We start from the raw sequence: 22,942 nt of genomic DNA, 5'->3' as shown, positions 1-22,942 counted from the left end.
ATAATTCACCCATTCTCGTGCAGGGTACGACACCGGAGGCACCCCGATGACCGACCACACCACTCCAATCGCCCGCGTGCCAGCAGGCACCGACGGGTATGCGTGGTGGTCGGTCGCCGCCGCCGATGGGTCCGCCGCGTTCGCCGCGCCGATGGCGACCGCGAATCGGACCACTATCGGCGCAGGGAAGGGGAACGCCTCTGCGTACGTACCGTCCGTCTCCATCGCCGCGTAACGCGGCGACGTGTTCGGGGTCGACCCGAGCGGAGGCGGACACCCTTCTCCACCTACCGTTCAGGTCACCTCGAACCCGTCAGCCCGCCGCACGCGGCCGACCCGCTCCCCGGGAAGGCCCGCAGTCGCGTTCGAGTCGCGCAGGGAGTCTATGTCGGTCCACCGACATCGACTGGCCGACGCCAGCTTGACCATCGCAGTGTCCCGTTCGGCCCCCGGCGACCTCGCCGAGGGCGCTGAGACGAACCTCCGCCGCGCCGACGCCGTCGACGCGGTCGAGTCGCTCGCCATCTGCGGCCTGCAGCCCGGCCTCAACGACCTCACCGTCGAAGTCGAGGCCACGGTCGCACTCGCCGCCGATGTCGGCGATTCGCCCGACGCCGTCGCCGACGCACTCGCCGAGCAGTTCGGCGTCAACGACGTCAGCGTCGCCGCCGTGCGGTCTGTCCCGCCCGATAGCGCCGACCGTGCCGCAACGCCCGTCGGCGAGTAGCGAAGCCCGAACCGCCACACCCGTCGGCGAGGGGCTGTAAACCACCCACTTCTTCGCTCGGCTTCGTTTCACCAGCCCCGCGCTCGCCCGCGACCGAAAGGGCCTACCGCCCGCCGCGACGAGGGCGGGTATGACCGACTCCGACGCCGACACCGTCGCCGACGCGGACGCGGACGCGGACCCCGACGAGGCGGCGTTCGCCGACGCCCTCGACACCGCGCGGGCGTTGCTCGCGACCGGACCGCTGTGTGACCACTGTCTCGGCCGTCCGTTCGCCGAGCGCTCGTTCGGCCTCGGCAACCACGACCGCGGCCACGGCCTCCGCGTCGCCGTCGCCCTCGCGGACGACACGGACTTCGAGCCGGGTGCAGGCGAGGACTGCTGGGTGTGTGAGGGCGTATTCGAGCGCGTCGACGAGTTCGCCGAACGCGCCGCCGACGCCGTCGCCGACTACAACTACTCGACGTACCAGGTCGGCACGCGCGTCCCGCCGCTGGCCGAGGAGAACGACCGACTCCTGCGCGAGGACGCCGGCCTCTCGCCCGACGCGGGCGAACCGCTCCGGAAGGAACTCAACCGCGAGGTGGGCAAGCGCGTCGGACAGGTGACCGAAACCGAGGTGGACTTCGACCGCCCGCACGTCCAGTTCCTCCTCGACGTCGACGCCGACCGCGTCGAAGCGACGGTCAACTCCGCCCACGTCTACGGTCGCTACCGAAAACTGGAGCGCGACATCCCGCAGACCGAGTGGCCCTGCTCTGACTGCCGTGGCTCCGGCCGACAAGGCCGCGAGCAGTGTGACACCTGCGACGGGTCCGGCTATCTGTACCCCGAGAGCGTCGAGCAACTCACCGCGCCCGTCGTCGAGGACGTGATGGAGGGCGTCGAGTCCACCTTCCACGGCGCGGGGCGAGAGGACGTGGACGCCCTGATGCTCGGGACGGGCCGCCCGTTCGTCATCGAAGTCGACGAGCCACGCCGCCGCGACATCGACGTCGAACGCCTCGAAGCCGACATCAACGCCTTCGCCGACGGGAAGGTGGAGGTCGAAGGGCTTCGCCTGTGTTCCCACGAGATGGTCGAGCGTGTGAAAGAACTCGAGGCGACGAAGCGCTACCGCGCCGCCGTCGAGTTCGCAGACGACGTGACCGCTGAGCAACTCGCAGCGGCCGTCGCGGACCTCGACGGCGCGACTATCGAGCAGTACACGCCCAACCGGGTCGACCATCGCCGTGCGTCGCTGACGCGCACTCGGACGGCCCGCGAGGTGACGGCGGAACTGGAGGACGCCCGCCACGCCACCGTCGAGGTCCACGGCGACGGCGGCCTCTACATCAAGGAACTCATCTCCGGCGACGAGGGCCGAACCGAACCGAGTCTCGCGGGACTGCTCGGCGTCGAGAGTGAGGTGACGGCGCTGGACGTCCTCGCCGTGGAGGGGGAGGCGGAGGCGTTCGAAGACGAGGCGTTCTTCCTCGGCGACGACGAGTAGTCAGTCCGCCGCCTCACTCGCCGACCCGCCCGCGAACCGCACGCTTTTGCCGTCGCTCGTGGACCCTGAACTATGCTCGGCGCAGACGAGGCGGGGAAAGGTCCCGTGTTGGGTCCGATGGTGGCGGGTGCAGTCCGTGCGGACCCCGACGCTATCCCGGAGGCCGTCGACGACTCGAAACGGCTCACCCTGGCCCGCCGCGAGGAACTCGACGCCGCCCTCCGCGACGACGACCGGGTGGCGGTCGCCGTCGCGCACGTCACCGTCGACCGCATCGACGACCCCGCGACGGACATGAACACGCTCACCGTCGCCGGACAGGCGGAAGCACTCGCACAACTGGCCCGCAAGGGTGACCGTGCGGTCGTCGACGCCGGCGACGTGAGCGAGTCCAGATTCGGAACCCGCGTCGCTGACGCCGTCGCCGCAGAGACCGCACGAGACGGCGAATCGGGCTGTCGCCTCGACGTGACGGCCGAACACGGCGCCGACGAGTCGTACCCCGTCGTCGCCGCCGCGAGCGTCGTCGCGAAAGTGGAGCGCGACCGCGTCGTGGCGGACCTAGACGCTCGCTACCGCGACCGGGGCTACGACGGCGTCGGCAGCGGCTACCCCTCCGATCCGAACACGCGGGCGTTCCTCACAGCGTACGTCGACCGCGAGGGTGACCTGCCCGCGTGTGCCCGCCGCTCGTGGAGTACCTGCGACGACCTCCTCGCCGCCGCCGAACAGTCGGCACTCGACCAGTTCTGACTCGCCGTCACGTTCGACGACCGTACCACAACCGTGTTTGGGGTCGACGCGTCTACGTTTGGGTATGCACGCTCCCGACTCGTTCACCCGACGGCGCGCACTCTCGGCGGTCGCGGCCGTCTCGGCCGCCGGTCTCGCCGGGTGTCTCGGCGAGCAGGGCGGTGGTGATAGAGTCCAGTCGCTCCCGCGTCCCGTCCGGGGCGACCCAGACGCCGCGGTCACCATCACGACGTTCGAGGACTTCGTCTGCCCACACTGTCAGACGTTCGCGACGCAGGTCCTCCCAGACCTCGAAGCCGACTACATCGAGAAGGGAACGGTTCGCCACGAACACTACGACTTCCCCATCCCGGTCGACGACCGCTGGTCGTGGCAGGTTCCGAGCGCCGCCCGCGCGGTCCAAGACACCGTCGGAACGGAGGCGTTCTTCGAGTTCGTCCACCTGCTGTTCACCGAGGGATGGTCGAACGGTCGCGCGCAGTACAGCGAAGACCTGCTGGCGTCGCTCGCCGAGGAGGTCGGCGCGACCCCCGACGATGTGGTCGCCGCGGCCACATCCAATCGCTACCGCCCGGTCGTCGAGTCGGACAGGGAAACTGGGACCAAACGCGGCGTCAGGGGGACGCCCGCGGTGTTCGTCAACGGGACGTTCATCGAGCAACCGACGTTCTCGAACATCGAGGCAGCCATCGAGACGTCTCGCTGAGTCACCGCACACCGGTCAGCCGAACGTCACCACCGGCCGCGAAACGATCCACAGCGAGACGACCGTGTACGCGACCATCGCGACGAGCACCGGCGCGTGTGCGACGAGCGTTCGCTCGGGGTAGCGTCGGCTGGCGACCGCGTGCGCAGCGACGACCGCAACGAGGTGGCCGACGACGACGAGAATCACCTGACTCGCCCAGAACGCTGACAGCGGGAGCCACGCGAGCGGATCGACTGAACCGACCGACACGCCGAGGGGGTCGGCCACGAGCGACGCGAGTTGCCCCAGCGACGCCGCGACGTATGGGTAGTTGTGGGCGACCTCGTACGCGGCGGCGATAGGAACGAGCGTCGGCGCGAACGCTCGCGCCGCGGACACCGTCCCGGCAGTGGAGCGGTCCGCACTGTCGCCGCCGTCAGTCGAGGGGACGGGGCCGCTTTCGCCGGTCGTGCCGAGTCGTGCGGCCAGCCCCGCCACCGCGAGGAACGACCCGACGAACAGGCCGAACCCGACGGTGAACACGAGCAGACTGACCGCGGAGCCGATACCCGTCGCCGCTCGGAGACCGTCGAGCAGCGTCTGAAACTCCGGCGTGTTGGTGAAGCCGTCGAAACTGACGACGTACACCGTCGCGACGGCGAGTGCGACGCCCCACCCGTTCGCGACCGGGTGTGTCGCGCCCGCCCACGGAGCGCGGAGTCGGTAGCCGGCAGCGTCGGGGGTCTCTTTCGACTTCGCCGCGTCCGCGTCGACCGCAGACAGCGGCGCGACGCGAGCGAGGACGCGGTAGAACGCCCCGACGAAGTCTGCTCTGTCGAACCACGTCCGACCGAAGCAGACGCCGCCCACGAGCATCACGGCGGCGTAGGCAGCGACGAGACCGGCGGTCGCGCGGGGACTGCGCGGGGCGGTGGTCAGCGTTGCGAGGACGCCGACGCCGACGACGAACCCGACGAACGCGACCGCGTCGGCGACGCGGTCGGAGATTGGACCGACCACGCGAATCTCCTCGCCTTCGAGTCGGCACAGCCAGTCGTACACCGTCCGCCACGGCGACAGCGTCGGCCAGACGTTCCCTGCGAGCGTGGCGACGAGGGCGAGTCCGCGCAGCCACAGCGACCAGACGACGACCGTCGCCGCGTTCTCGGCCGCCGAGGTCGGGCCGACGATTCCGTGGGCGATGGCTCCGGTGAACGTGACGAGAAAGCCGACGCGGAGCGCCGTCCGCGCAAGTGTCGGAAGCGGACGAACGCGCACCGCGGCCACGGCGTCGACCACTCGCGTCACCACGGGTGGCCAGTCGACCTCTTCGCCGAGTGCGAGCACCACCCCCGAGAGCAGGACGGTCGCGGCGGCCCCGCCGAACAGCAACAGCGGCGGAATCGGCGCGTCGTAGCGGGTCGCGCCGACGTTGTGGGCCGCGGCGACACCTGCAGCGACGACGAGAAGCACCGCCGTCGTAACGACTGCGGCCGCAGTCCGGATCGAACGCCGCCGGCGCGTGTGCATCGGGCGCAACTCCGTCTGCCCGGCGCAAAACGGGATTGGTTCGGGCGTCGAACGCCGACCGGGAGTGCGACGACTTATTCGCGCACGACCCACACTCACTCGGTATGCGCAGGGTGACGCTCGCGGCGCTAGGGGCCGTGTTGCTCGTGTTGGGCAGCGGCGTCGCCGCAGTGACGCTGACTGGTGGCTCGGCGGGCGTCTCCGAGGCGTGGGTCAGCGACACCGGCACGAGCATCGGCGGGAACCACCACGCCGTGGCCGCCGCATCCGTGGGCGACAGCGGCGTCGTGTACGCACCGATCAGCGGGCGAAGCGGGACCGGCGAGTGTCGGCTGGCGGCGCTCCACGCGAGCAACGGGTCGACGATGTGGGAGGCAGCCATCCCGTCGGCGAACTGTACGATCCACGCGGTCGCCGACCCCGCGGTCGCCGACTTCGACGGCGACGGCGTTCGCGAGGTTCTCGCGTCGTCCACGACCGAGGAGTTGCGCGCGTACCACCCGACGACGGGCGCAGTCGAACTGTCGGTCCCCCTGACCGACTACGGCTACACCCGGCCCGCCGTCGTCGACCTGGCTGGCGACGGCCAACGCGAGGTCGTCGTCGTCGACGTTCGCGGGACGGTGTTCTCGTATGCGCCCGACGGCACGCAGTTGTGGCGACAGAATCTCACCGGGACGACGTACGCGCCGCCGGTCGTCGACGACCTGACCGGCGACGGCACCGCGGAGTTCGGCGTCGGCCTCGGGACGAGTACGGTCGCCGTGTTCGACGCGGGCGGCGAACGCGTGTGGGAACGCGAGGCGTTCGGCGAGTCGGTCGGGTGGACCGCCAGCGCCGACCTCGACGACGACGGCGGCGCGGAGTTCGTCGTCGCCACCACCGCCGGGACGGTCGCCGCCTTCGACGGTGCGACCGGCGAGACCATCTGGACGCGGTCGCTCGGCCCGTTCGCGGCGGTTGGCGGCATCGGCGACGGCGACGGCGATGGCGACCCCGAGGTGTACGCGACAGCGCGGGACGCGACCCTGCGCGCCCTCGACGGCGCGACCGGCGAGGTCGAGTGGGAGACGACGCTCACGAGTGAGTCCGTGCAGATGACGCCGCCGCCGTCGGTGGGTGACCTCGACGGCGACGGCGACCTCGAACTCGTCGCCCCGACGAACGACGGACTGGTGAGTGTCGTCGACCCCGCAGACGGGTCGGTGGTCGGAACCTACGAGCGTGAGGCCGCGATATTCACCCACGCGACGCTCGCCGACACCGACGGCGACGGGGCCGACGAGGTGTACGTCCAGTACGGCGATGGACGAGTCGTCGCGTTGCGGGTCGACGGCTGAGACTCAGTCACGTTCGAGTTCGCGCTCGTGTCTCCGTCGCCGTCGGACGCTTCACCTCGTTGCGACAGTATCGAGAGAACCGCCAAATAGCGATACGAATCGGAGCGACAGTCAGCGGAACGGCGGCAACCGCCAGCCGTAGGCGACGAGCGCTCCCGCTGCCACCAGCGCCGCGACGGCGACGACCTGGATCGGCACGCCAGCGTCGAGGAGCGTCACGGTGACCAGTCCCAACAGCGGCAACAGGACCGTGAACCCGACGAGTGCGCCCGCGAGCGGCGTCAGCAGCGACGGCCGCGAGCGTCGGTCGAACTCCTCGCGTGCGACGCGGCGAGCGATGCGTTCGACCTCCTCGGCCGTGAGGTCGGTTCGGTCCAGGTCGTCGGGTCGATCGCTGTCGATCTGGTCGCCGTCGTCCGATTCGGTGGAGGGCACGCTCGCGGCGACGCGGCGCGGCGAGAAAAGCGTTCGGCGGGGACGACGACGCGAACTGCGACAGACAGTCAGCGGTCGGTCAGCAGGACGCGCAGGATGTCACCGTACGCGGGGCGCGTGATGAGGACCCCGACGAGGACACCGAGGATGGTGAAGATGGCGAAGCCCTGCAGGTCGCCCAGCGAGAGGACGGCCAGCGGCGACATCGCGATGATGGTCGTCGCCGCCGCGGCGCCGATGACCCAGAACGCCTTGCGGAAGCGCGATTCGAACACGCGCCGGGAGTTGACGTCGCCCTCGGCCATCACCTCGTCGGCGATGATGACGAGGTCGTCGACCCCGGTCCCGATGACGGCGATGAACCCGGCGATGACCGACAGGTCCAGCGGGTAGTTGATGAACGCCGCGAACCCGAGGAGCACGACCACCTCCGACAGCGCCGTGACGACCATCGGCGCGGCAACCTGTGGCCGCCCGTAGCGGAGGAACACGACGCCCGCGACGGTGAACACCGCGAGCAGCCCGATGATCAGCGAGTCGCGCTTGAAGTTGTCACCCTGTGTGGCGCTGATAGAGGAGGCGGTCCCCTCGTCGAGCGCCAGCGAGGCCGGGAGCGCACCGGCGCGGAGGTCGATGCTGACCGCCTGCGCGCGTTCGAACGAGCCGGTCACGAGGATGAACTGCGGGTCGTTCGCCCACTCGCCGTTGCGCATCGACTGCGCGAGACCGGCGTCCATCCCGAACGAGGAGACGACGTTGCCGTCGCGGATGACGAGGATACACGGCTCCGTCGACTCCGGACTATCGCTGTAGGTACAGTCGGTGCCGCCTACGCTCGCGACGCCGGTGTCGACGTACAGTTGCTGGACGCGTTCTGCCTCACTCGTCTTCACCGAGACGGGGACGTGCGGGCCGGGGCCGCGTTCGCCCTGCTGGGCGGTCCCGACCGTTTGGAAGTCCTCTTGCGTGATGACGGTCGTGTTGACGTACTGCGTCGTGTTGTTCTCCGTCACCGGGTGGTACGCGGCGATGCGGACCGTCCCGCGGGAGTTCACGAGGTCGACGACCTCGCTGCGGTCCTGGTTGGGCACCTCGATGAGGACGAAGTGCTCGTTAGAGATGGTCTCGACGGTCCGCACGGTCCCACCGGAGAGACCGGCGGCGTTAATTTTCGAGCGTAACACCTCGACCGTCTGCTCGCGCGTCGTCTCGGTGACGCCGTCACGGACCGTCTCGTACTCGTAGCCCGCGCCGTCGAGCGCCGACGATAACTGCTGTGTCGTGGCGTTTTCCGTCACCAACTCAACGGTCCCGCCGGTCTGCGTGGTCTGTCGTGCGATGACGTCGGAACTGTCGGCGGTCGCGAGTTGCCCGGCGACCGCTCGTTCCACCTGGGCGGCGTCGTCGCCGCCGAAGTCGACGCCCTCGGCGGTTACACCCTGCAGCGGAGCGCGAACGCGCGTCCCGCCCGAGAGTTGGAGACCGTACTTCAGATTGGTCGGGTTCTCTTGGGCGGCCGCCGCGCCGTCCGTGCTGGCGAAGGCGGGCGCGAACAGGAACACCGTCGACAACACGAGCATAAAGACGAGCAAGACGACTCGCCAGTTGCTCTTGAGGTCCTCCCAGGTGCTCATCGTGCCACCCCCTCGTACTTGTACCAGCGAAGCAGCGAGACGTTCAGCAGGTAGGTGTTCATCAGGTCAGCCGCGAGGCCGAACACGAGGATAATCCCGATGCTGGCGAGCAGTCCGATGCCGAACACCGAGGCGACGACGGCCATCACGGCCATCGCAGCCAGCGAGGTGAGCGTCATCGTCACACCGGTTCGCATCGCCCGGTACGTCGACTCGTAGAAGTCACCCGAGCGACGCAACACGTGGTTGTTCAGCAGGATGTCGGAGTCGACGGAGTAACCGATGAGCATCAGGAGTGCGGCGACCGTCCCGAGCGTGAGTTCGATGCCGAAGAGGTTCATCAGCGCCACCGGGATGGCGATGTCGGAGAACGCCGAGACGACGACGGCGATGCTGGGGACGAACGTCCGGAACATCGCGAACACCAGCAGCGCCATCCCGCCGAACGCGACGACGATACCGATGAGCGCGAGTCGCTGCGTGTCGGAGCCGAAACTGGCCGACACCGCGTCGATAGAGCGAATCTCGAAGCCGGCCTGTTCGGCCTGCGCTTCGAGTTCGCCCGTCTCCGCCTCTGTCGCCTCGAAGGTGACGACGTACACGTCGCCGCCGCCTACCTGTTGGACGCTATCCGGCGTCGCGGTGAACGCCGACGCGATCTGGTTGCGTGCCTGTTCGTCGCTCGGCGCGTCGACGGCGAGACGGAGTTCCGTCCCGCCGGTGAAGTCGAGTCCCGGGTCGACCGGGGCCCCCGTCGTCACGTACGCGCCGCCGATGACGAGGAGGGCCACGGCCAACACCGCCAGCGGAACCGCGGCGAGTTGCCGGTTGTCGTACCGGGTGTAATCGACTTCCGGTACCTCGAATCGAGCCATAGGTGCCGGTCCCCACGCGCGTCGAATAAGCCTTCTTCTTCGAGACTATCGGCGTTTCAGCCGTTCTCTCACCGTATCGACCGCTGAGCCACGTCTCCTCGCCGCACGCCGGTCGTCTCTCGGCGAGTGCCAGTACGTGGACGCCCTGGCGATAAATCGAACTACGCGATACGAAATCGGGAATCGTTCCGTAGCGATAGGCTATCGAGACGGCCCTGAATCCGCCCACATCCGACAGAACGGCGGTTTCGCGCCGCCGGCACAATCGGGCGATAGGTCGATGTGTCGCGCACGCGTACCCACGGCTAATGAGCGACGAACGACCAGCGGCGACGCGAGTGGTGCTGTCGTTTCCTGACGGCCTCAGCGACTGGGGTCGGTCCCAGATCGACACGGAGCGGTATCGGGGATACCTCCGACGGATGCTCACGGAACCGCGTGTCGGCGACGAACGCGAGGAGTTCGTCGACGTGGGCTGTTGTGGGGACTCGCTGGATCTGACCTTCCGAGTCGAAGCCGTCGAGGGCGGTACTCGCGTCGGCGACGACACCCTGATTGAACTGGTCGAACGTGCCGGTGCGGTCGAAGGCGGGTGGCGCGTGCAGTCGGCCGCCGGACCCAGCGAGTAAGGTTGCGACAGGTCCGGTCTACCGCTGTGCCGCGGCGGGAGAGTTATCTCGACACTAACCGAGCGTGAGGTATGGTCGAGGAGACCAGCGAATCGGCGGAGACGGTGTTGACGGGACGCGGCCTTGCGCTTGGGCTCGGAATGGGGATGGCGTTCGGAACGGCTATCGGCGTCTCCTTCGGTGACCTCGCGCTTTGGCTTCCAATCGGTCTCGGCGTCGGAATCGCGTTCGGCGTCGCGTTCTCGTCCGAACTGTCAGACGACACGTAAGCGACGACGGCTGCGTCCGCCGTATCGAGCGACGAGCGGCGCGATTCGCCCGAAGCGACCGGTACCGCCGATAGACAACCAGTTCTTCCAGGGACGGTGTTCGACGAGTCGGAGCGATTCGATATCGCGTTATCTAGTTTACGAGTGAGTCCGAAGAGCGGTCTGCCGTCGTGGCCGAACCGTCTGAATCGAGTGAAAAACGGGTTCTAGTCGCCGTTCAGGGCATATAGCGCACGACAACGACGCCAGGAGCGGAGCGAACTTCGACGCGCCGGACGCCGAGGCGTGCGGCACGGGTTCGGCTGGTGTCCTCGTCGGCGAGGACGTCGTCGACGGCTTGGTCGGTCTGGTCTTCGGGGACCGTGATGACGTGCAGTTCGCCCGTCCCCGCGCGGTCGCGGCGGGTGAGGTCGCCGACGGCCTGGTCGGCGGCGATGTCGAGCGACTGCTGGGTGGGTGGTTCTTCGCTGCGCTCGATAGTGATCTCACGGCGTTCGTGGACCTCGACGAGTTGCCACGAGACGTTCATCGGTGGGTCAGGTGCGACGACGCCTTCGACGGCGTTGCCCTCCGCGACGCCGGGGTTCGACGAGAGCGTGTGCACCTGCCCGGAGGCGATGTCGCGCAGAACGGCGGAGCCGTCGTCCGCGTGGGTGACGAGGAACGTGCCCTCCTTCTCACCGTCGCTGGTGTCGGCGGGCCCGGCGTCGCCGCCGGTCGCGTCCGCGAGTGCGTCGCGGATGGCGTCCATCTCCGAGTGATCGGGGTCGTTGTCGGTCATTGCGCCCCGATAGGCGGTCCGGCCTTTTCCGGGTTTCGTGACGAGCGAGGCCGAGTGAGCGAAGCGAACGAGGCCTCGAGCCACGGCGGAGCGGTCCTGTGCCGCTCCGCTCACAGAACCAGCGAGGCCGAGTGAGCGAAGCAAACGAGGGCTCCAAACACGCCGGAGGAGAGTGAACACCCCGAACGAACGAGACGAGTCGAAGAATCGACGAGCAGCGAGCGACCGCCTCAGCGACGGAGGTAGTGCGCGGCGGCGATGAGGACCCCCCCGACTGCCGGGAACGCGAGGCCGGCGACCGCCGGGAGCGGCGTCGCCTCGGCCCCGACGGCCGCGCTCGCGTACAGTGACGCGAGGAAGACGTAGCCCGCGAGCGCGAGACCCGCGTCGTATCCCCGCTTGCGCGTCTCTCCGCGGCGGTGCGACCGTGCGACGAGGAGGATGGGAGTGATGGCGGGGCCGACCGCGCCGAGGCCGACGAGGACGTAGAACGCCCGAACGATAGAGAAGCGGGCCTGCGCGGTCGCGCCGAACAGCGTGACGAGCGCGAGGCCGAACAGCAGCGTCAACAGCAGGGCTGCGAGGCCGCCGAGCGCGACGTACGACTTGCACAGCAGCGAGTCGGTCGCGCGGAAGGCGTACGGGAAGGCCCCGAAGACGCCGCGATACCCCTCGTCAGCGCGGTCGGCGGTGGCCGACTCCGTGGCGGTCGATCCGTCGGCCGTGGCCTCGCCGTCGGTCATCGGTGGGCGTTGGGGCGCGGCGGGGTTAAACGGCGCGTCACCGGCCGAGCACCCGCGCGGTCGCGACGCACCTGGACGGCAGGGTTTTGCCGCAGGGGGACGGCCTTTGGGGCATGAACGTCGACATCGGGAACGCGCTCGACGGCGACCTTGGCCTCGACCGCGACGCCCTCGACGCCCTCGACGACCGCGTCGCCGACGCACACGAACGGATCGAACGTGGCCGCGCCGACGCCGAACACGGCTACGCCGCGTTGAACCTCCCCGAGACGTGCGACCCCGACGCGATTCGGACGGCGGCCGCCGGCTTCGACCCCGACCACCTCCTCACCGTCGGCATCGGCGGGAGCGCACTCGGCGCGGCGACGCTGACCGACGCCCTCGGCGACGGCCTCGACTGCCGCTACCTCGACAACGTCGACCCCGAGTGGGTGTCGAGTATCCTTGCAGATGTCGACCTCTCGGCGACGGTCGTCAACGTCGTCTCTCGCTCGGGGACGACCGCCGAGACGCTCTCGAACTTCCTCGTCGTCCGCGAGGCGATGGAGGCGGCGGGCGTCGACTGGACCGAGCGAACCGTCGTCACGACCGGCGAGGCGGGCAATCTCCGTGCGATGGCCGACCAACACGACCTGCCCGCACTCGACGTGCCCGACGGCGTTCCCGGGCGGTTCTCGGCGCTGTCGACGGTCGGCCTGTTCGCGGCGGAACTGGCGGGCGTCGACATCGACGCGGTCCTTTCGGGTGCGGCCGCCGAGGCCGACCGTCTCACGGGGTCGCTGTTCGAGTCGCCAGCGTACGCGTACGGCGCGACGACGTACGCGCTCGCCGAACGCGGCGCGAACACGAACGCCGTGATGCCGTACGCCGAGTCGCTGGAGCGGTTCGCCGAGTGGTTCGCGCAGTTGTGGGCCGAGTCGCTCGGGAAGGATGGCGGCGGCCAGACGCCCGCACGAGCGCTCGGCGCGACCGACCAGCACAGCCAGTTGCAGTTGTACCGCGCCGGGCCGGCCGACAAACTCGTGACGCTCGTGCGCCCCCGCGAGGCCGACGACCGCGCCATCCCCGAGACGGATCTAGAGGGGCTGTCGTACCTCGGCGGGTCGTCGCTCGGAGAGTTGCTCGACGCCGAGTTCCGCGCGACAGAGGCGAGTCTCGCGGCCGCCGGGCGCGAGAACGTCCGGATCGAAATCGACCGGGTCGACGAACACGGCCTGGGTGAGTTGCTGTACGGGATGGAAGCGGCCTGTGTGCTCTACGGCGAACTCGCGGACGTGGAGACGTTCACTCAGCCAGCCGTCGAGTGGGGGAAGAAGGCCGCACGCGGCCTCCTCGGCGGCGGCGAGTTCGACGAGGCCGACGCGGTGACCGACAAACGGCGGCTGGAGGTGCGGTGAGGTGAACGTCGACCTGGGGCCCCCGGGGGGGTCCGTCGACGCGCGGGCGCTCCTCCTCCGGAGCGGACAGGCGCTGCTCGCGGTCGTCGCGGGCGTCCTCGCCGCGTCGACGCTCACACCGCTCCTCGGTGAGGCGGCGCTGGTGCTCGGATTCGCCGCGGAGTCGGCGGCGACGGCGGTGTTCGAGACCATCGGCAACGCCGCGGGGTTCGCCGTCGCCGGCCTCCTCTTCCTGCTGTACGCCGGCGATATGGACCTGTTGCGGGTTCGGCGGCCGACGCGGCACGACGTCGCCGTCATCGTCGTCGGATCGGTCGCGCTGTTGGGCGCTGGGTACGCCATCCTCGCAGCCTTCGCCGCGGTCGGTCTGACACCGAGCACGAATCGGGTGCTGTCGAACCCGCCGCTGTACTTCTTGGCGATGGTGCCGTTGTCGTTCCTCACTGTCGCCGTCGGCGAGGAACTCCTGTTCAGGGGCGTCGTCCAAGGCGAACTCGGCCGTGCGCTCGGTCCAGGCGGCGCTATCGTCGGTGCGTCGCTGCTGTTCGGCCTCCTGCACTACCTCGCGGGCACCGGAACGCCCGCCGAACGACTGGTGTACGTCGCCGTCGCGGCACTGCTCGGCATCGGCCTCGGCGTCGCCTACGAGTACACAGACAACCTCGTCGTCCCAATCGTCGTCCACGGTGCGTACAACGCGGTCCAGTACGTGATGCAGTACCTCTCGGCCAGCGGGTTCTAACTCTCCGATTTCCGGCGACGTCTTGCGGTTTGAACTTCTGATCAACGTACAGAGAAACCGATAGACAGCACAGAGAATTGGAGAACTCGTGTGGATCGGATTCGGTTCGCGATCCGACCACGTCCCGCTCAGGCGGGGTTCTTGCGCGAGAGGTCGCTGCCACAGATTGGACAGCGGTCGTGGTTCTCGTCGAACGTCCGGCCACAGCCAGCACACTGGAACTGCCAGTCTCGCTGTTCGTCGATGCCGTCGCGGGCGATGACGCGAACCCGCACGTCGAGGCGTTCGGCGACGTTCTGCATCGCGTAGTCGTCGGTGACGAGCGTCGCGTCGAGTTCGAACGCCGCCGCGAGGAGGCGGAGGTCCGTGTCGGACAGTGTTTCGAGGTCACCCGTCTCGTCGGCGGCGCGGCGGACGCGCCCGACCGCACCCTCGCCGGGGACGTGGATGTGCATCCCGGCACCCTGTTCGGCGTCGAAGCGAAGCGCCGTCTCGCCGGTGAGTTCCGACTGGACGGCGGGGATGGAGGCGGCTTGCTCGTCGCTGTCGTAGCCGTGGATGAACGCCGAGGAGTCGAGGACTTCCATTACGTAGTGACGACGATGTAGTCTTTGACGGCCTGCACGTTCGAGACGGGGACGTGGAAGCGCCCGGACTCGTCGCGGTCGAACGGCACCTGCGCCGGCGAGAGTTCCTCGTTCGGCGTGACGAGCAGATCCGACAGCGACCCCGTCTTCAGGTCCATCGTGATGTTGTACAGCATTCCCAACTCGGTGCCGTCCGACCCCATGACGGCCTTGCCCGAGAGGTTCTCGGCGAGGATGTCTGCCATATCGTCGCTGACTGACCGGACAGGCATAAACGCCACGCTGGCGTCGGACGCGAGGCAGACGAACACGTTCGCCCCGGGACGAGTCACCGGATAGAACCGGAAGACTGCGGCGCGATCGGAGCACCGAGAGCCGACCGATCCGTGCGAGTCGGTCGGCCCACTCTGCAGCGTCGCACACCTGTCAGGAAAAAGATTATTTCAGTGCGCCCGCGACGTCGGCGTATGCCCCGCTCGATTCCCCTCCTCCTGGCAGTCACCACGCTACTCGTCGTCGCGAGCGCGGCGGGCCCGGTCGGCGCTCTCGTGCAGCCGGACCGAGTCGTCGACGCCGACACCGAGTTCGTCGACGGAGAGAACGACGGGACGTACCACAAGCCCGCGACCGTGCTGTTCGACGTGGAGACGAACGACACCTACGAACTCCGTACCGCCGACGACCGGGCGCTCGTGGCTCAACTGGCCGCCGAGAACGGAACCGTCACCGTCGACACCGAAGGAGTCGACCCCGGCGAGTACGTTCTCCTGCCGTCCGACGGCGACGACGTGGTGTACCGCTTCACCGTCGAGGTCAACCCAACAACTACCACCGAACCCGCGAACGACCGGGCCGACGACGGAGCCAACGGTCCGAGCGTATCCCTCCAAGCGGGGGCCCGCTACGAGCGCGGGACGGTGGTGACGGTCGACGTCGACTCCAGCGAGTCCTACGAGGTCGTGCCCGTCTTCGAGTGGAACTACGCGATGTACCCTGGTGTCGACGACGGGACCGTCAGAGTCGACACGAGCGAACTCCGACTCGGCTGGTACGCGGTTCGGACTGACGACGGTGAGGAGGTGCTGGGCACGTTCGAGGTGGTCGCGTCGACCGACGAGGAATCCGGACCGAAGTCCCCCGACGACAACCTCGTCGTCGCTCGGTCCGAGCGCGCGGACGCGGTCGACGTCGAGAGCCGCGACGTGCGCTACCGCGGACAGGTACTCCGGTTCCGCGTCGACGGCGACACGCCCTACGTGTTGCGCTCGCCCGACGGCGACAACCTCGGTGCGTTCACCTCCTCCGACCACGCGGTGTTCGTGAACACGACGACGCTGTCGCCCGGCGTGTATCGACTGGAACGCCGCAACGGCCCGACCGTCTACCGCGTCGCGATCGCACGACAGCGCCTCGACGCCGTCGCGAACGGCACGACCGTTCGGCTGGCGTCGAACCGCCGGTCGTTCCGTCTCGCCGTCGAGAGCGACGCGCTCTCACGGGAGGACCTTCTCGCGGCGTTCCCGACCGCGAGGGCGAGCGACGGCCGCGTCGTCCTCAACGTGTCCGGTGGCGAAGCGTCCCGCTCGGTCGACGAAACCGCCCTCGATCCGGGCACATACACCCTCACGCTAACCGCTCCCGACACAGGTGCGAACGCGACCGTGACGGTCACTGTGCTGGGGGCAGGGAACGCGACCGCAACCAACGGCACGGACACGGCGCGGGCGCTCCCGCAGACGACGACGGCGACGAACGCCGTGACGGCGTCGTCTGAGGGTGAGTCCACGACCGACGGCGCGAGTCGGACCGAGACGCCGGTCGGCACGACGAGCACGAAGGGCCCCGGTTTCGGTGTTCTAGTCGCCCTCACGGCGGCCGTCGCGGGCGCGACGATGCTGCTCGCTCGTCGCCGCTCTCGGTGAGTCGAAACAGGTAACTTCGACCGCCGGTTTTCACCGACAACGAGACTTCTCTCGGTGATTCTCCGATGTCAGACACCAACACAGACGCCGAGGCCGACGCCGACACCGGATCGGGTGCGCTCCGCACCCCCATCGTCGCGGTCCTCGGCCACGTCGACCACGGCAAGACGACGCTGCTCGACCGGATTCGCGGCTCCGCCGTCCAGGAGGGCGAGGCGGGCGCCATCACCCAGCACATCGGCGCGACGGCCGTTCCGCTGGAGACTATCTCCGAGATGGCGGGCGCACTCGTCGACCCGACCGACTTCGACCTGCCCGGTCTCCTGTTCATCGACACGCCGGGCCACCACTCCTTCTCGACGCTGCGCTCGCGCGGCGGCGCACTCGCGGACATCGCAGTGCTCGTCGTCGACGTGAACGACGGCTTCCAGCCACAGACCGAGGAGGCCATCAACATCCTCAAACGCACCGGCACGCCGTTCGTCGTCGCCGCCAACAAGGTGGACACGACTCCCGGCTGGAATCCGCAAGAGGGCGAGCCGATCCAGAAGTCGCTGGAGAAGCAGTCCGACCGGGCGGAGTCGCGTCTCAACGAGAACCTGTACGAACTCATCGGCGACCTCTCGTCGGCCGGGTTCTCCGCCGACTTCTACTGGCGCGTGCAAGACTTCCAGTCCAACATCGGGGTCGTCCCCGTCTCCGCGCTCACGATGGAGGGTATCCCGGACCTGCTGACCGTTCTGATGGGCCTGTCCCAGCGATATATGAAGTCCGAGATGTCCGTCGACGTGAGCGGTCCCGGCGTCGGTACCGTCCTCGAAGTGAAAGACGAACGCGGCTTCGGCGCGACGCTCGACGTGGTGCTGTACGACGGCGTCGTCCGCGAGGGCGACACCATCGTCGTCGGCGGCCGCGACGAACCCATCGTCACCGAGGTCCGGGCGCTCCTCCAGCCGCGACCCAACGCCGAGATTCGGACCGAGAAGCGGTTCGAACGAGTGGACGAGGTTCGGGCCGCAGCAGGTGTCAAAATCGCCGCCCCCGACCTCGACGAGGCGATGTCCGGCGCACCCGTTCGCGTCGTTCGCGGCGACGACGTGGACGCGGTCAAAGCGGAGGTCCGCAAGGAACTCGCGAAGATCGAGGTCGACACCGCCGAAGACGGCGTCGTCGTGAAGGCCGACACCCTCGGCAGTCTAGAGGCGATGGCCAACGCCTTGGAGGAGGCAGAGGTGCCCATCCTCCGTGCGGAGGTCGGCGACATCGCGCCGCGCGACGTGACCGTCGCGCAGACCGCCAACGAGGAGAAACACCAGGTGATCCTCGGGTTCAACGTCGACGTCCTCCCGGACGCCGAAGAAGCGCTCGATCGGACGGGCGTGCGCCTGTTCGACGACGACGTCATCTACCAACTCGTCGAAGAGTACGAGGAGTACGTCGACGAACTCGAACGGGCACAACAGGAGAACGTCCTCGACAAGATCACCAAGCCCGCGCGCTTCCGCATCCTGCAGGACCACACCTTCCGACAGAACGATCCCGCCGTCGTCGGCGTGGAGGTCGTCTCCGGGACGGTCCAGAACAACCGCGCGGTCGCGAAGTTCGAAGGGAGCGACCCCAAGCGCGTCGGCACGCTCTCGGGCATCCAGCATCAGGGCGACGACGTAGACAGCGCACAGGCGGGCGAACGCGTCTCTATCGCCATCGACGGCCCGACCGTCGGCCGTCAGATCGAGGAGGGCGACGAACTGTGGATCGAACTGCCCGAGAAACACGCGAAGATCCTCGAACAGGAACTCGCCTCGGAGATCCGCGCCGACGAAATCGAGGCGCTAAAGGCGTATCTGGAGAAGCGTCGAAAGACCGACCCCTTCTGGGGGAAGTAGACGCTCAGTCTCCGATTCGCCGGTACTGGTAGTGGTTTTCTCGGGTTGTCGATAGCAGGTAAAAGCGCAAGACGGGAGTGAGAATCGGAGATTCGATCGGATCGGTCAGCAGCGACTGCTCCGAGTCGAAGCACGCAGAAACCGACAGCGGTCGGCGGCGGTTATCGCGCGGTCGGTTCGACGTCGTCGCCGACGGCGGACATCACCTGGACGGCGGCGCTGGCGGCGAGGCCCTTCGCCACCTCGTCGCGGTCGGCGTCGTCGAGGCCCGCCTCGATGTCCTCGATGTCCGGCGAGAAGCCGGCGCTGACGGCGTGCCCGATAGGCGGTTGGACGGCGACAGTCGCCTGTGGGCCGTTGCTCCCGTAGGAGAGTTCGGAGCCGACAGCGTAGCCGTCGGGGAGATACGATTCAGTGCGTGTGACGATGGTGGCGACCGCCTGGCGGAGTGCGTCCTTCTGGTCGGACGTGAGGTCGATTTCCTCGGGACGACCCGCCTCGACGACGCCTGGAGCCCCCGCATAGGGGTTGTTGCCGTTCATCAGATACGGCTTTGATATGGGTGGTCCGTGTATAAAACCGTCGGCGATCTGTCGGCTGAAACCACTGTTCGGCGCGGGGACGCGCCACGACGACGCGCCGCGATGCCGGCGGTCGCTTGACTCGCGCACCCGTCGCACGTCACGCGATGGGTTCGCTCTCACCGTAGGCGGCGACGACGACCGCCGCGGCGTACGCCGATTCGTCGGTCTCGACGGTCGCACAGCACGTCTCCTCGGCGTCGAACGTCCAGTCGCGCAGGTCGCGCCCGGCGTCGAGTCCCTCTCGAACGGTTCGGCGGGCGGCGTCGGCGTCCGTGCCGTCGGCCTCGTAGAACAGGCCGGGGCCAGGGCCGGTCGCCCAGCCGAGACAGGCGGTGACGCCGTCCGTCTCGTGGGCGTCGTCGGGCGAGGCGGCGGCGTGTGCCTGCACGACGGTCAAGCGATTCCCGGCGGGGCCGAGGTCCGGCGCGGTCCCGACGACGCGAATCGTGGCGTCAGCGGGGACGACCGAGGAGACGGTGACGAGGTTAAAATCGCCGACGCCGGCGTCGGCGAGGGCGGCGTCGTAGGCGGCCAGTTCGGTCGGGCCGTGACCGACGCCGTCGGCGATGTGAATGTCCATATCGGATGAGGACGGGCGGCAGGAAAGTGGGTGTCGGATCGCGTCCCAGCGGCGTCAGTCGCTCGGTGGCCGCCGGTTCAGTACTGGTAGCGACCGAACTCGCCGTCGTTGAACACCGGCCCTTCGGTGTCGGTCTCGATCTTCTCGCGGGCCTGATCGAAGTCCGCGCGGCAGACGGTCGTCCGGTCGTCGCGGATGGCGAACATCCCCGCCTCCGTAGCGAGGGCGGCGATATCTGCGCCGGAGTAGTCGTCCAGGTCCGCCGCCAGATCCGCGAAGTCGACGTCGTCTTCGACGGACATATCGGCGGTGTGGATCTCGAGGATGCGCACGCGTCCCTCGGGGCCAGGCTTGGGCACCTCGATGAGGCGGTCGAAGCGGCCGGGACGGAGGATGGCGTCGTCGAGCATGTCGAAGCGGTTGGTCGCGGCCATAATCCGCACCTCGCCGCGGTCGTCGAAGCCGTCCATCTCCGAGAGGAGTTGCATCATCGTCCGCTGGACCTCGGCGTCGCCGGAGGTCTTCGAGTCGGTGCGCTTGGCGGCGACGGCGTCGATTTCGTCAATGAAGATGACTGCCGGTTCACGCTCGCCCGCCAGGTCGAACAAGTCGCGCACGAGGCGGGCACCCTCGCCGATGAACTTCTGGACCAACTCCGAGCCAGCCATCTTGATGAACGTCGCGTCGGTCTCGTTGGCGACGGCCTTCGCGAGCATCGTCTTCCCCGTGCCGGGCGGCCCGTGCAGGAGGACGCCACTCGGTGGCTGGATCCCCACTTCGCGGAACTGCTCGGCGTTGATGAGCGGATCCTCGACGGCCTCGCGCACCTCGCGCACCTGTTCGTCGATGCCGCCGATGTCGGCGTAGGTGACCTCCGGGGAGGCGTCGACCTCCATTGCCTGCGCCCGCGAGTCGGTCTCGTCGTCGAGGACCGTCTGGACGCTGAACGAGTCGTTGATGGCGACGCGGTCGCCCGGTTCGAGTTTGTCGTCGAGGCGCGGAGAGAGGTCGGTGAGCACCTCCTGGTTGTTGCCGTGCTGTTTGATCACCGCACCGTCGTCGGTGAGTTCCTCGACGGTCGCGATATACAGCGAAGAGGTCTTCAGCGCCTCGTTGCGGCGTTTGAGTTCGTCGACCTCCTCGCGAAGGTCGCTGCGGCGACCCTCAGCCTCGTCGAGGCGTTCGTCCAGTTCCTCGTTCACTTGGACGATACGTTCGAAGTGCTTGCGAAGTGCCTCCAGCCGTTCGGCCTCACTCATATCTGGGTCCAGATCGAGACGAGGCCGGTCGGGGAGGGACGGGCTACGAGACATTTCTTGGCTTCGCTTAGGAACCGCGAGTAAAGGGGCTTTGGGTGGCGGGAGCGTTCGCCTCGGGCGACGACACCACTCCAGTGTCACTCACATCGTGCCGCTGCTGGGCGGATAGAGCGCGAAGAAAGTGGGAGGGTGTCGGTTCTCAGGCGCCGCCCGGGGGCGGACCAGATCCGGGCCCCGTCGGCGTCGATGGGGCGTCCTCGGGCGACTTCTCGCCGGAGACGAGGAAGTCCGCGAGGTTACCGATCAGCACCTCGTTGTCGCCGCGGTAGGCGTCGTCGGGCGTGAGGAAGTCCGTGTCGCCGATGATCGTCGCGTTTCCGTGCTGGGCGGCGACGGGATAACTGCCGTCGCGACGACTCGTCGACAGCGTCGTCCCGTCGCTACTGGTGAGTGCGACGCTCGCCTCGGGGCCCGCGACGACGGGCGCAGCGTCCCGGAGGACGGCATTCTCGACGCCGTCGCCGAGCGACCCCGCAGCGCCGGACGCGGAGACAGCCGCGTAGTTCCGGTCGGAGTCTGTCTCGTACAGGTAGCCGGCTTGGAACTCCATCCCGTACTGCGAGGAGAGGCCAGTCGTGGACGGCCCGCTAGAACCGGTCGAGATGCCGAGCAAGCCGCCGAGGAGTCCGGCGAGGCCACCCGTGCTCGCGGGGTCAGAGAGGACGGCGAGTCGGCCGCCCGCGTCGGTGAACGCCGCGATGCCGTCGAGTTCGCCGTCTGTGTAACGACGAGTCGGGGCGATCGTCACGAAGGCGTCGGCCTCACGCAGCGAGGCGTTCAGCGTCGCGCGTCGGTCCGCCTGCGGGTCGTAGAACTCGACGGTGTGCCCGTTCGAGACGAGCGCCGAGACGAGCGGATCGATGTCCTCGGCCGCGGGGCGACTGCCGTGCCCGGCGTCGATGACCACCGTCTTCGGCTCGGCGTCGGCCTCCATCTCGATGGCTCCGTCTTCCGGTGCTCCGTCGATGAGGGCGTTGCCGGGCTGGAACTGCGGGTTGTCGAGTTGCGTCGGTGCGGGGGTCTGCTGGCTCGTCACGAGCGGAACGGCCGCTGCCGTGCCGACGATGACGACGACGACGAGCAGGAAGGTTCCGGCGAGTCGGAGGGGATTAGCTTGCATTGTAGATCACCACCTCGTCGGCGGGTTCGCCGACGATCATGTAGTAGCGGTACGGGGGATCGGTCGACTCCGAGAGCACGACGGTCCCGTTCGGGCTCTCCTCCAGCAGGAGTGTACCCTGTGCAGGGGTCGCCTCGCGGCGGACCACGTCGTAGCTGTCGAGTCCGGCCTCGCTGGCGGCGTAGTCGACGGCGTCGGCGGTCGTCCCGATCTCGTCGGCGAGACCGTTCTCGACCGCACGCATTCCGATGTACGTCTTCGCGTGTTCGAGTTCGGTGCGGCTGATGTTCAGGTCGCGGTGTTTCAGGACGCTCTCGACGAACGCCGACTGGAGTTCCTCGACCTCACGGCGGGTCTGGTCGGTACGGCCGGACGCCTTGTCCGGACCGCTCCGGATATAGCTAGCTGGGACGTCCTGCGGAGCGGTGGCGATCACGCCGATAGAACCGACCTCCGCGGCCGGAAGCGTGAAGATTCGGTCGGTCGGCGCGACGGCGTAGTAGCCGCCGGAGGCCGCCATCCCTTGCACGCTCGAGACGACGGGCATCTCCGCCGCGGTGCGTTCGACGGCCATATAGAGCCGTTCACTCTGGGCGGCCGACCCGCCTGGGCTGTCCATCTTCAGTACGACCGCCTCGATCGAGTCGTCGGTACGCGCGTCGCGCAGGTGGGCGACGGCCTCGTCGACCGAAGACCCAGAGATGGAACTGCCGATGGAGACGACCATGACAGATCCCTCGGGGCCGCTCGTCGACCGATACGCCATCGGCGCGAGCACGGCACTCGTGAGGAGGGCTGCGACCACGACGACCAGGAGGATCGACCTGCTCGACGGGCCTGATTGAGAGGGCATTGCGTCCGTAGGTTTCGGCACCTTTGCTTAATTCATCCGATATATACTGAACGGTC

25 protein-coding genes are annotated in these 22,942 nt (G+C 68.3%); 12 read left to right on the top strand and 13 right to left on the bottom strand.

Annotated elements, in window-relative coordinates; translation table 11 throughout:
* The first annotated feature begins 46 nt into the window (after positions 1–46).
* The 5 genes from P0D77_RS04435 (at position 47) to P0D77_RS04415 (ending at position 3,678) form a co-directional block, all read left to right on the top strand.
* Positions 47–235: a hypothetical protein gene (locus P0D77_RS04435; protein WP_277554990.1), complete on the top strand. Its 189-nt coding sequence runs from the start codon at positions 47–49 to the stop codon at positions 233–235.
* A 150-nt stretch (positions 236–385) separates the two neighbouring features.
* A complete protein-coding gene (locus P0D77_RS04430) occupies positions 386–727 on the top strand; it encodes a hypothetical protein (RefSeq protein ID WP_277554989.1) in 342 nt (113 codons plus the stop codon).
* A gap of 130 nt (positions 728–857) precedes the next feature.
* Complete coding sequence (locus P0D77_RS04425; RefSeq protein ID WP_277554988.1) at positions 858–2,219, top strand: tRNA pseudouridine(54/55) synthase Pus10; 1,362 nt, start codon at positions 858–860, stop codon at positions 2,217–2,219.
* A 72-nt stretch (positions 2,220–2,291) separates the two neighbouring features.
* Complete coding sequence (gene rnhB, locus P0D77_RS04420; RefSeq protein ID WP_277554987.1) at positions 2,292–2,972, top strand: ribonuclease HII; 681 nt, start codon at positions 2,292–2,294, stop codon at positions 2,970–2,972.
* 64 nt (positions 2,973–3,036) lie between these two features.
* A complete protein-coding gene (locus tag P0D77_RS04415; protein WP_277554986.1) occupies positions 3,037–3,678 on the top strand; it encodes a thioredoxin domain-containing protein in 642 nt (213 codons plus the stop codon).
* Between the two features lie 15 nt (positions 3,679–3,693).
* Here the strand turns inward: P0D77_RS04415 and P0D77_RS04410 are convergent, their stop codons facing one another.
* A complete protein-coding gene (locus P0D77_RS04410) occupies positions 3,694–5,190 on the bottom strand; it encodes a hypothetical protein (RefSeq protein ID WP_277554985.1) in 1,497 nt (498 codons plus the stop codon).
* A 104-nt stretch (positions 5,191–5,294) separates the two neighbouring features.
* Here P0D77_RS04410 and P0D77_RS04405 point away from each other — a divergent pair, with 104 nt between their 5' ends.
* A complete protein-coding gene (locus P0D77_RS04405) occupies positions 5,295–6,530 on the top strand; it encodes an outer membrane protein assembly factor BamB family protein (RefSeq protein ID WP_277554984.1) in 1,236 nt (411 codons plus the stop codon).
* 111 nt (positions 6,531–6,641) lie between these two features.
* On the opposite strand, the gene P0D77_RS04400 is transcribed toward P0D77_RS04405, so the two are convergent.
* The 3 genes from P0D77_RS04400 to secF all read right to left on the bottom strand — a co-directional run bounded on the left by P0D77_RS04400 (position 6,642) and on the right by secF (position 9,474).
* Positions 6,642–6,965, bottom strand: coding sequence for a hypothetical protein (locus tag P0D77_RS04400; protein WP_277554983.1), 324 nt, complete (start codon positions 6,963–6,965; stop codon positions 6,642–6,644).
* 68 nt (positions 6,966–7,033) lie between these two features.
* On the bottom strand, positions 7,034–8,599 hold the full coding sequence (locus P0D77_RS04395) for a preprotein translocase subunit SecD (protein ID WP_277554982.1): 1,566 nt from the start codon (positions 8,597–8,599) through the stop codon (positions 7,034–7,036).
* Positions 8,596–9,474 carry a protein translocase subunit SecF gene (gene secF, locus P0D77_RS04390; RefSeq protein WP_277554981.1) on the bottom strand — a complete coding sequence of 293 codons (879 nt, stop codon included), beginning with the start codon at positions 9,472–9,474 and terminating at the stop codon, positions 8,596–8,598. Before secF ends, P0D77_RS04395 begins: the two co-directional genes overlap by 4 nt.
* A gap of 308 nt (positions 9,475–9,782) precedes the next feature.
* Here secF and P0D77_RS04385 point away from each other — a divergent pair, with 308 nt between their 5' ends.
* Together P0D77_RS04385 and P0D77_RS04380 are read left to right on the top strand one after the other, a co-directional pair.
* On the top strand, positions 9,783–10,103 hold the full coding sequence (locus tag P0D77_RS04385) for a DUF7968 family protein (RefSeq protein ID WP_277554980.1): 321 nt from the start codon (positions 9,783–9,785) through the stop codon (positions 10,101–10,103).
* A gap of 71 nt (positions 10,104–10,174) precedes the next feature.
* Entirely contained in the window at positions 10,175–10,372 is a 198-nt protein-coding gene (locus tag P0D77_RS04380; RefSeq protein ID WP_277554978.1) for a glycine zipper domain-containing protein, read from the top strand.
* Positions 10,373–10,589: 217 nt separating this feature from the next.
* Here P0D77_RS04380 and P0D77_RS04375 read toward each other — a convergent pair whose 3' ends face one another.
* Both P0D77_RS04375 and P0D77_RS04370 read right to left on the bottom strand, forming a co-directional pair.
* Positions 10,590–11,153, bottom strand: coding sequence for a DUF5812 family protein (locus P0D77_RS04375; RefSeq protein WP_277554977.1), 564 nt, complete (start codon positions 11,151–11,153; stop codon positions 10,590–10,592).
* Between the two features lie 230 nt (positions 11,154–11,383).
* The gene (locus P0D77_RS04370; protein ID WP_277554976.1) at positions 11,384–11,896 is read right to left on the bottom strand and encodes a DUF8056 family protein; all 513 of its coding nucleotides are present in this window, start codon (positions 11,894–11,896) and stop codon (positions 11,384–11,386) included.
* 113 nt (positions 11,897–12,009) lie between these two features.
* Here P0D77_RS04370 and P0D77_RS04365 point away from each other — a divergent pair, with 113 nt between their 5' ends.
* Both P0D77_RS04365 and P0D77_RS04360 read left to right on the top strand, forming a co-directional pair.
* Positions 12,010–13,293, top strand: a complete 1,284-nt coding sequence (locus tag P0D77_RS04365; protein ID WP_277554974.1) for a phosphoglucose isomerase-related protein — start codon at positions 12,010–12,012, stop codon at positions 13,291–13,293.
* Position 13,294: 1 nt separating this feature from the next.
* A complete protein-coding gene (locus P0D77_RS04360) occupies positions 13,295–14,035 on the top strand; it encodes a CPBP family intramembrane glutamic endopeptidase (protein ID WP_277554973.1) in 741 nt (246 codons plus the stop codon).
* 128 nt (positions 14,036–14,163) lie between these two features.
* Here the strand turns inward: P0D77_RS04360 and P0D77_RS04355 are convergent, their stop codons facing one another.
* Together P0D77_RS04355 and P0D77_RS04350 are read right to left on the bottom strand one after the other, a co-directional pair.
* The gene (locus P0D77_RS04355; protein WP_277554972.1) at positions 14,164–14,622 is read right to left on the bottom strand and encodes an NOB1 family endonuclease; all 459 of its coding nucleotides are present in this window, start codon (positions 14,620–14,622) and stop codon (positions 14,164–14,166) included.
* Positions 14,622–14,867 (bottom strand): PRC-barrel domain-containing protein, encoded by a 246-nt coding sequence (locus tag P0D77_RS04350; protein WP_277554971.1) that lies wholly within the window; start codon positions 14,865–14,867, stop codon positions 14,622–14,624. Before P0D77_RS04350 ends, P0D77_RS04355 begins: the two co-directional genes overlap by 1 nt.
* Positions 14,868–15,089: 222 nt before the next feature.
* Between P0D77_RS04350 and P0D77_RS04345 the strand changes: the two genes are divergently transcribed.
* Positions 15,090–16,544 (top strand): hypothetical protein, encoded by a 1,455-nt coding sequence (locus tag P0D77_RS04345; RefSeq protein ID WP_277554969.1) that lies wholly within the window; start codon positions 15,090–15,092, stop codon positions 16,542–16,544.
* A gap of 65 nt (positions 16,545–16,609) precedes the next feature.
* On the top strand, positions 16,610–18,430 hold the full coding sequence (gene infB / locus P0D77_RS04340) for a translation initiation factor IF-2 (RefSeq protein ID WP_277554968.1): 1,821 nt from the start codon (positions 16,610–16,612) through the stop codon (positions 18,428–18,430).
* A gap of 161 nt (positions 18,431–18,591) precedes the next feature.
* Here the strand turns inward: infB and P0D77_RS04335 are convergent, their stop codons facing one another.
* The 5 genes from P0D77_RS04335 to P0D77_RS04315 form a co-directional block, all read right to left on the bottom strand.
* Entirely contained in the window at positions 18,592–18,972 is a 381-nt protein-coding gene (locus P0D77_RS04335; protein ID WP_277554967.1) for a DUF5811 family protein, read from the bottom strand.
* Between the two features lie 139 nt (positions 18,973–19,111).
* The gene (locus tag P0D77_RS04330) at positions 19,112–19,594 is read right to left on the bottom strand and encodes a pyruvoyl-dependent arginine decarboxylase (RefSeq protein WP_277554966.1); all 483 of its coding nucleotides are present in this window, start codon (positions 19,592–19,594) and stop codon (positions 19,112–19,114) included.
* A gap of 77 nt (positions 19,595–19,671) precedes the next feature.
* Entirely contained in the window at positions 19,672–20,907 is a 1,236-nt protein-coding gene (gene pan2 / locus P0D77_RS04325; protein WP_277554965.1) for a proteasome-activating nucleotidase Pan2, read from the bottom strand.
* Between the two features lie 145 nt (positions 20,908–21,052).
* The gene (locus tag P0D77_RS04320) at positions 21,053–22,033 is read right to left on the bottom strand and encodes a motility-associated ABC transporter substrate-binding family protein (protein WP_277554964.1); all 981 of its coding nucleotides are present in this window, start codon (positions 22,031–22,033) and stop codon (positions 21,053–21,055) included.
* Entirely contained in the window at positions 22,023–22,886 is an 864-nt protein-coding gene (locus P0D77_RS04315) for a S49 family peptidase (RefSeq protein ID WP_277554963.1), read from the bottom strand. Before P0D77_RS04315 ends, P0D77_RS04320 begins: the two co-directional genes overlap by 11 nt.
* Positions 22,887–22,942 lie beyond the last annotated feature (56 nt).

It is taken from the genome of Halobaculum limi (assembly GCF_029490015.1).
Classification (GTDB): domain Archaea; phylum Halobacteriota; class Halobacteria; order Halobacteriales; family Haloferacaceae; genus Halobaculum; species Halobaculum limi.
This window is presented reverse-complemented; position numbering and strand designations above follow the sequence as displayed.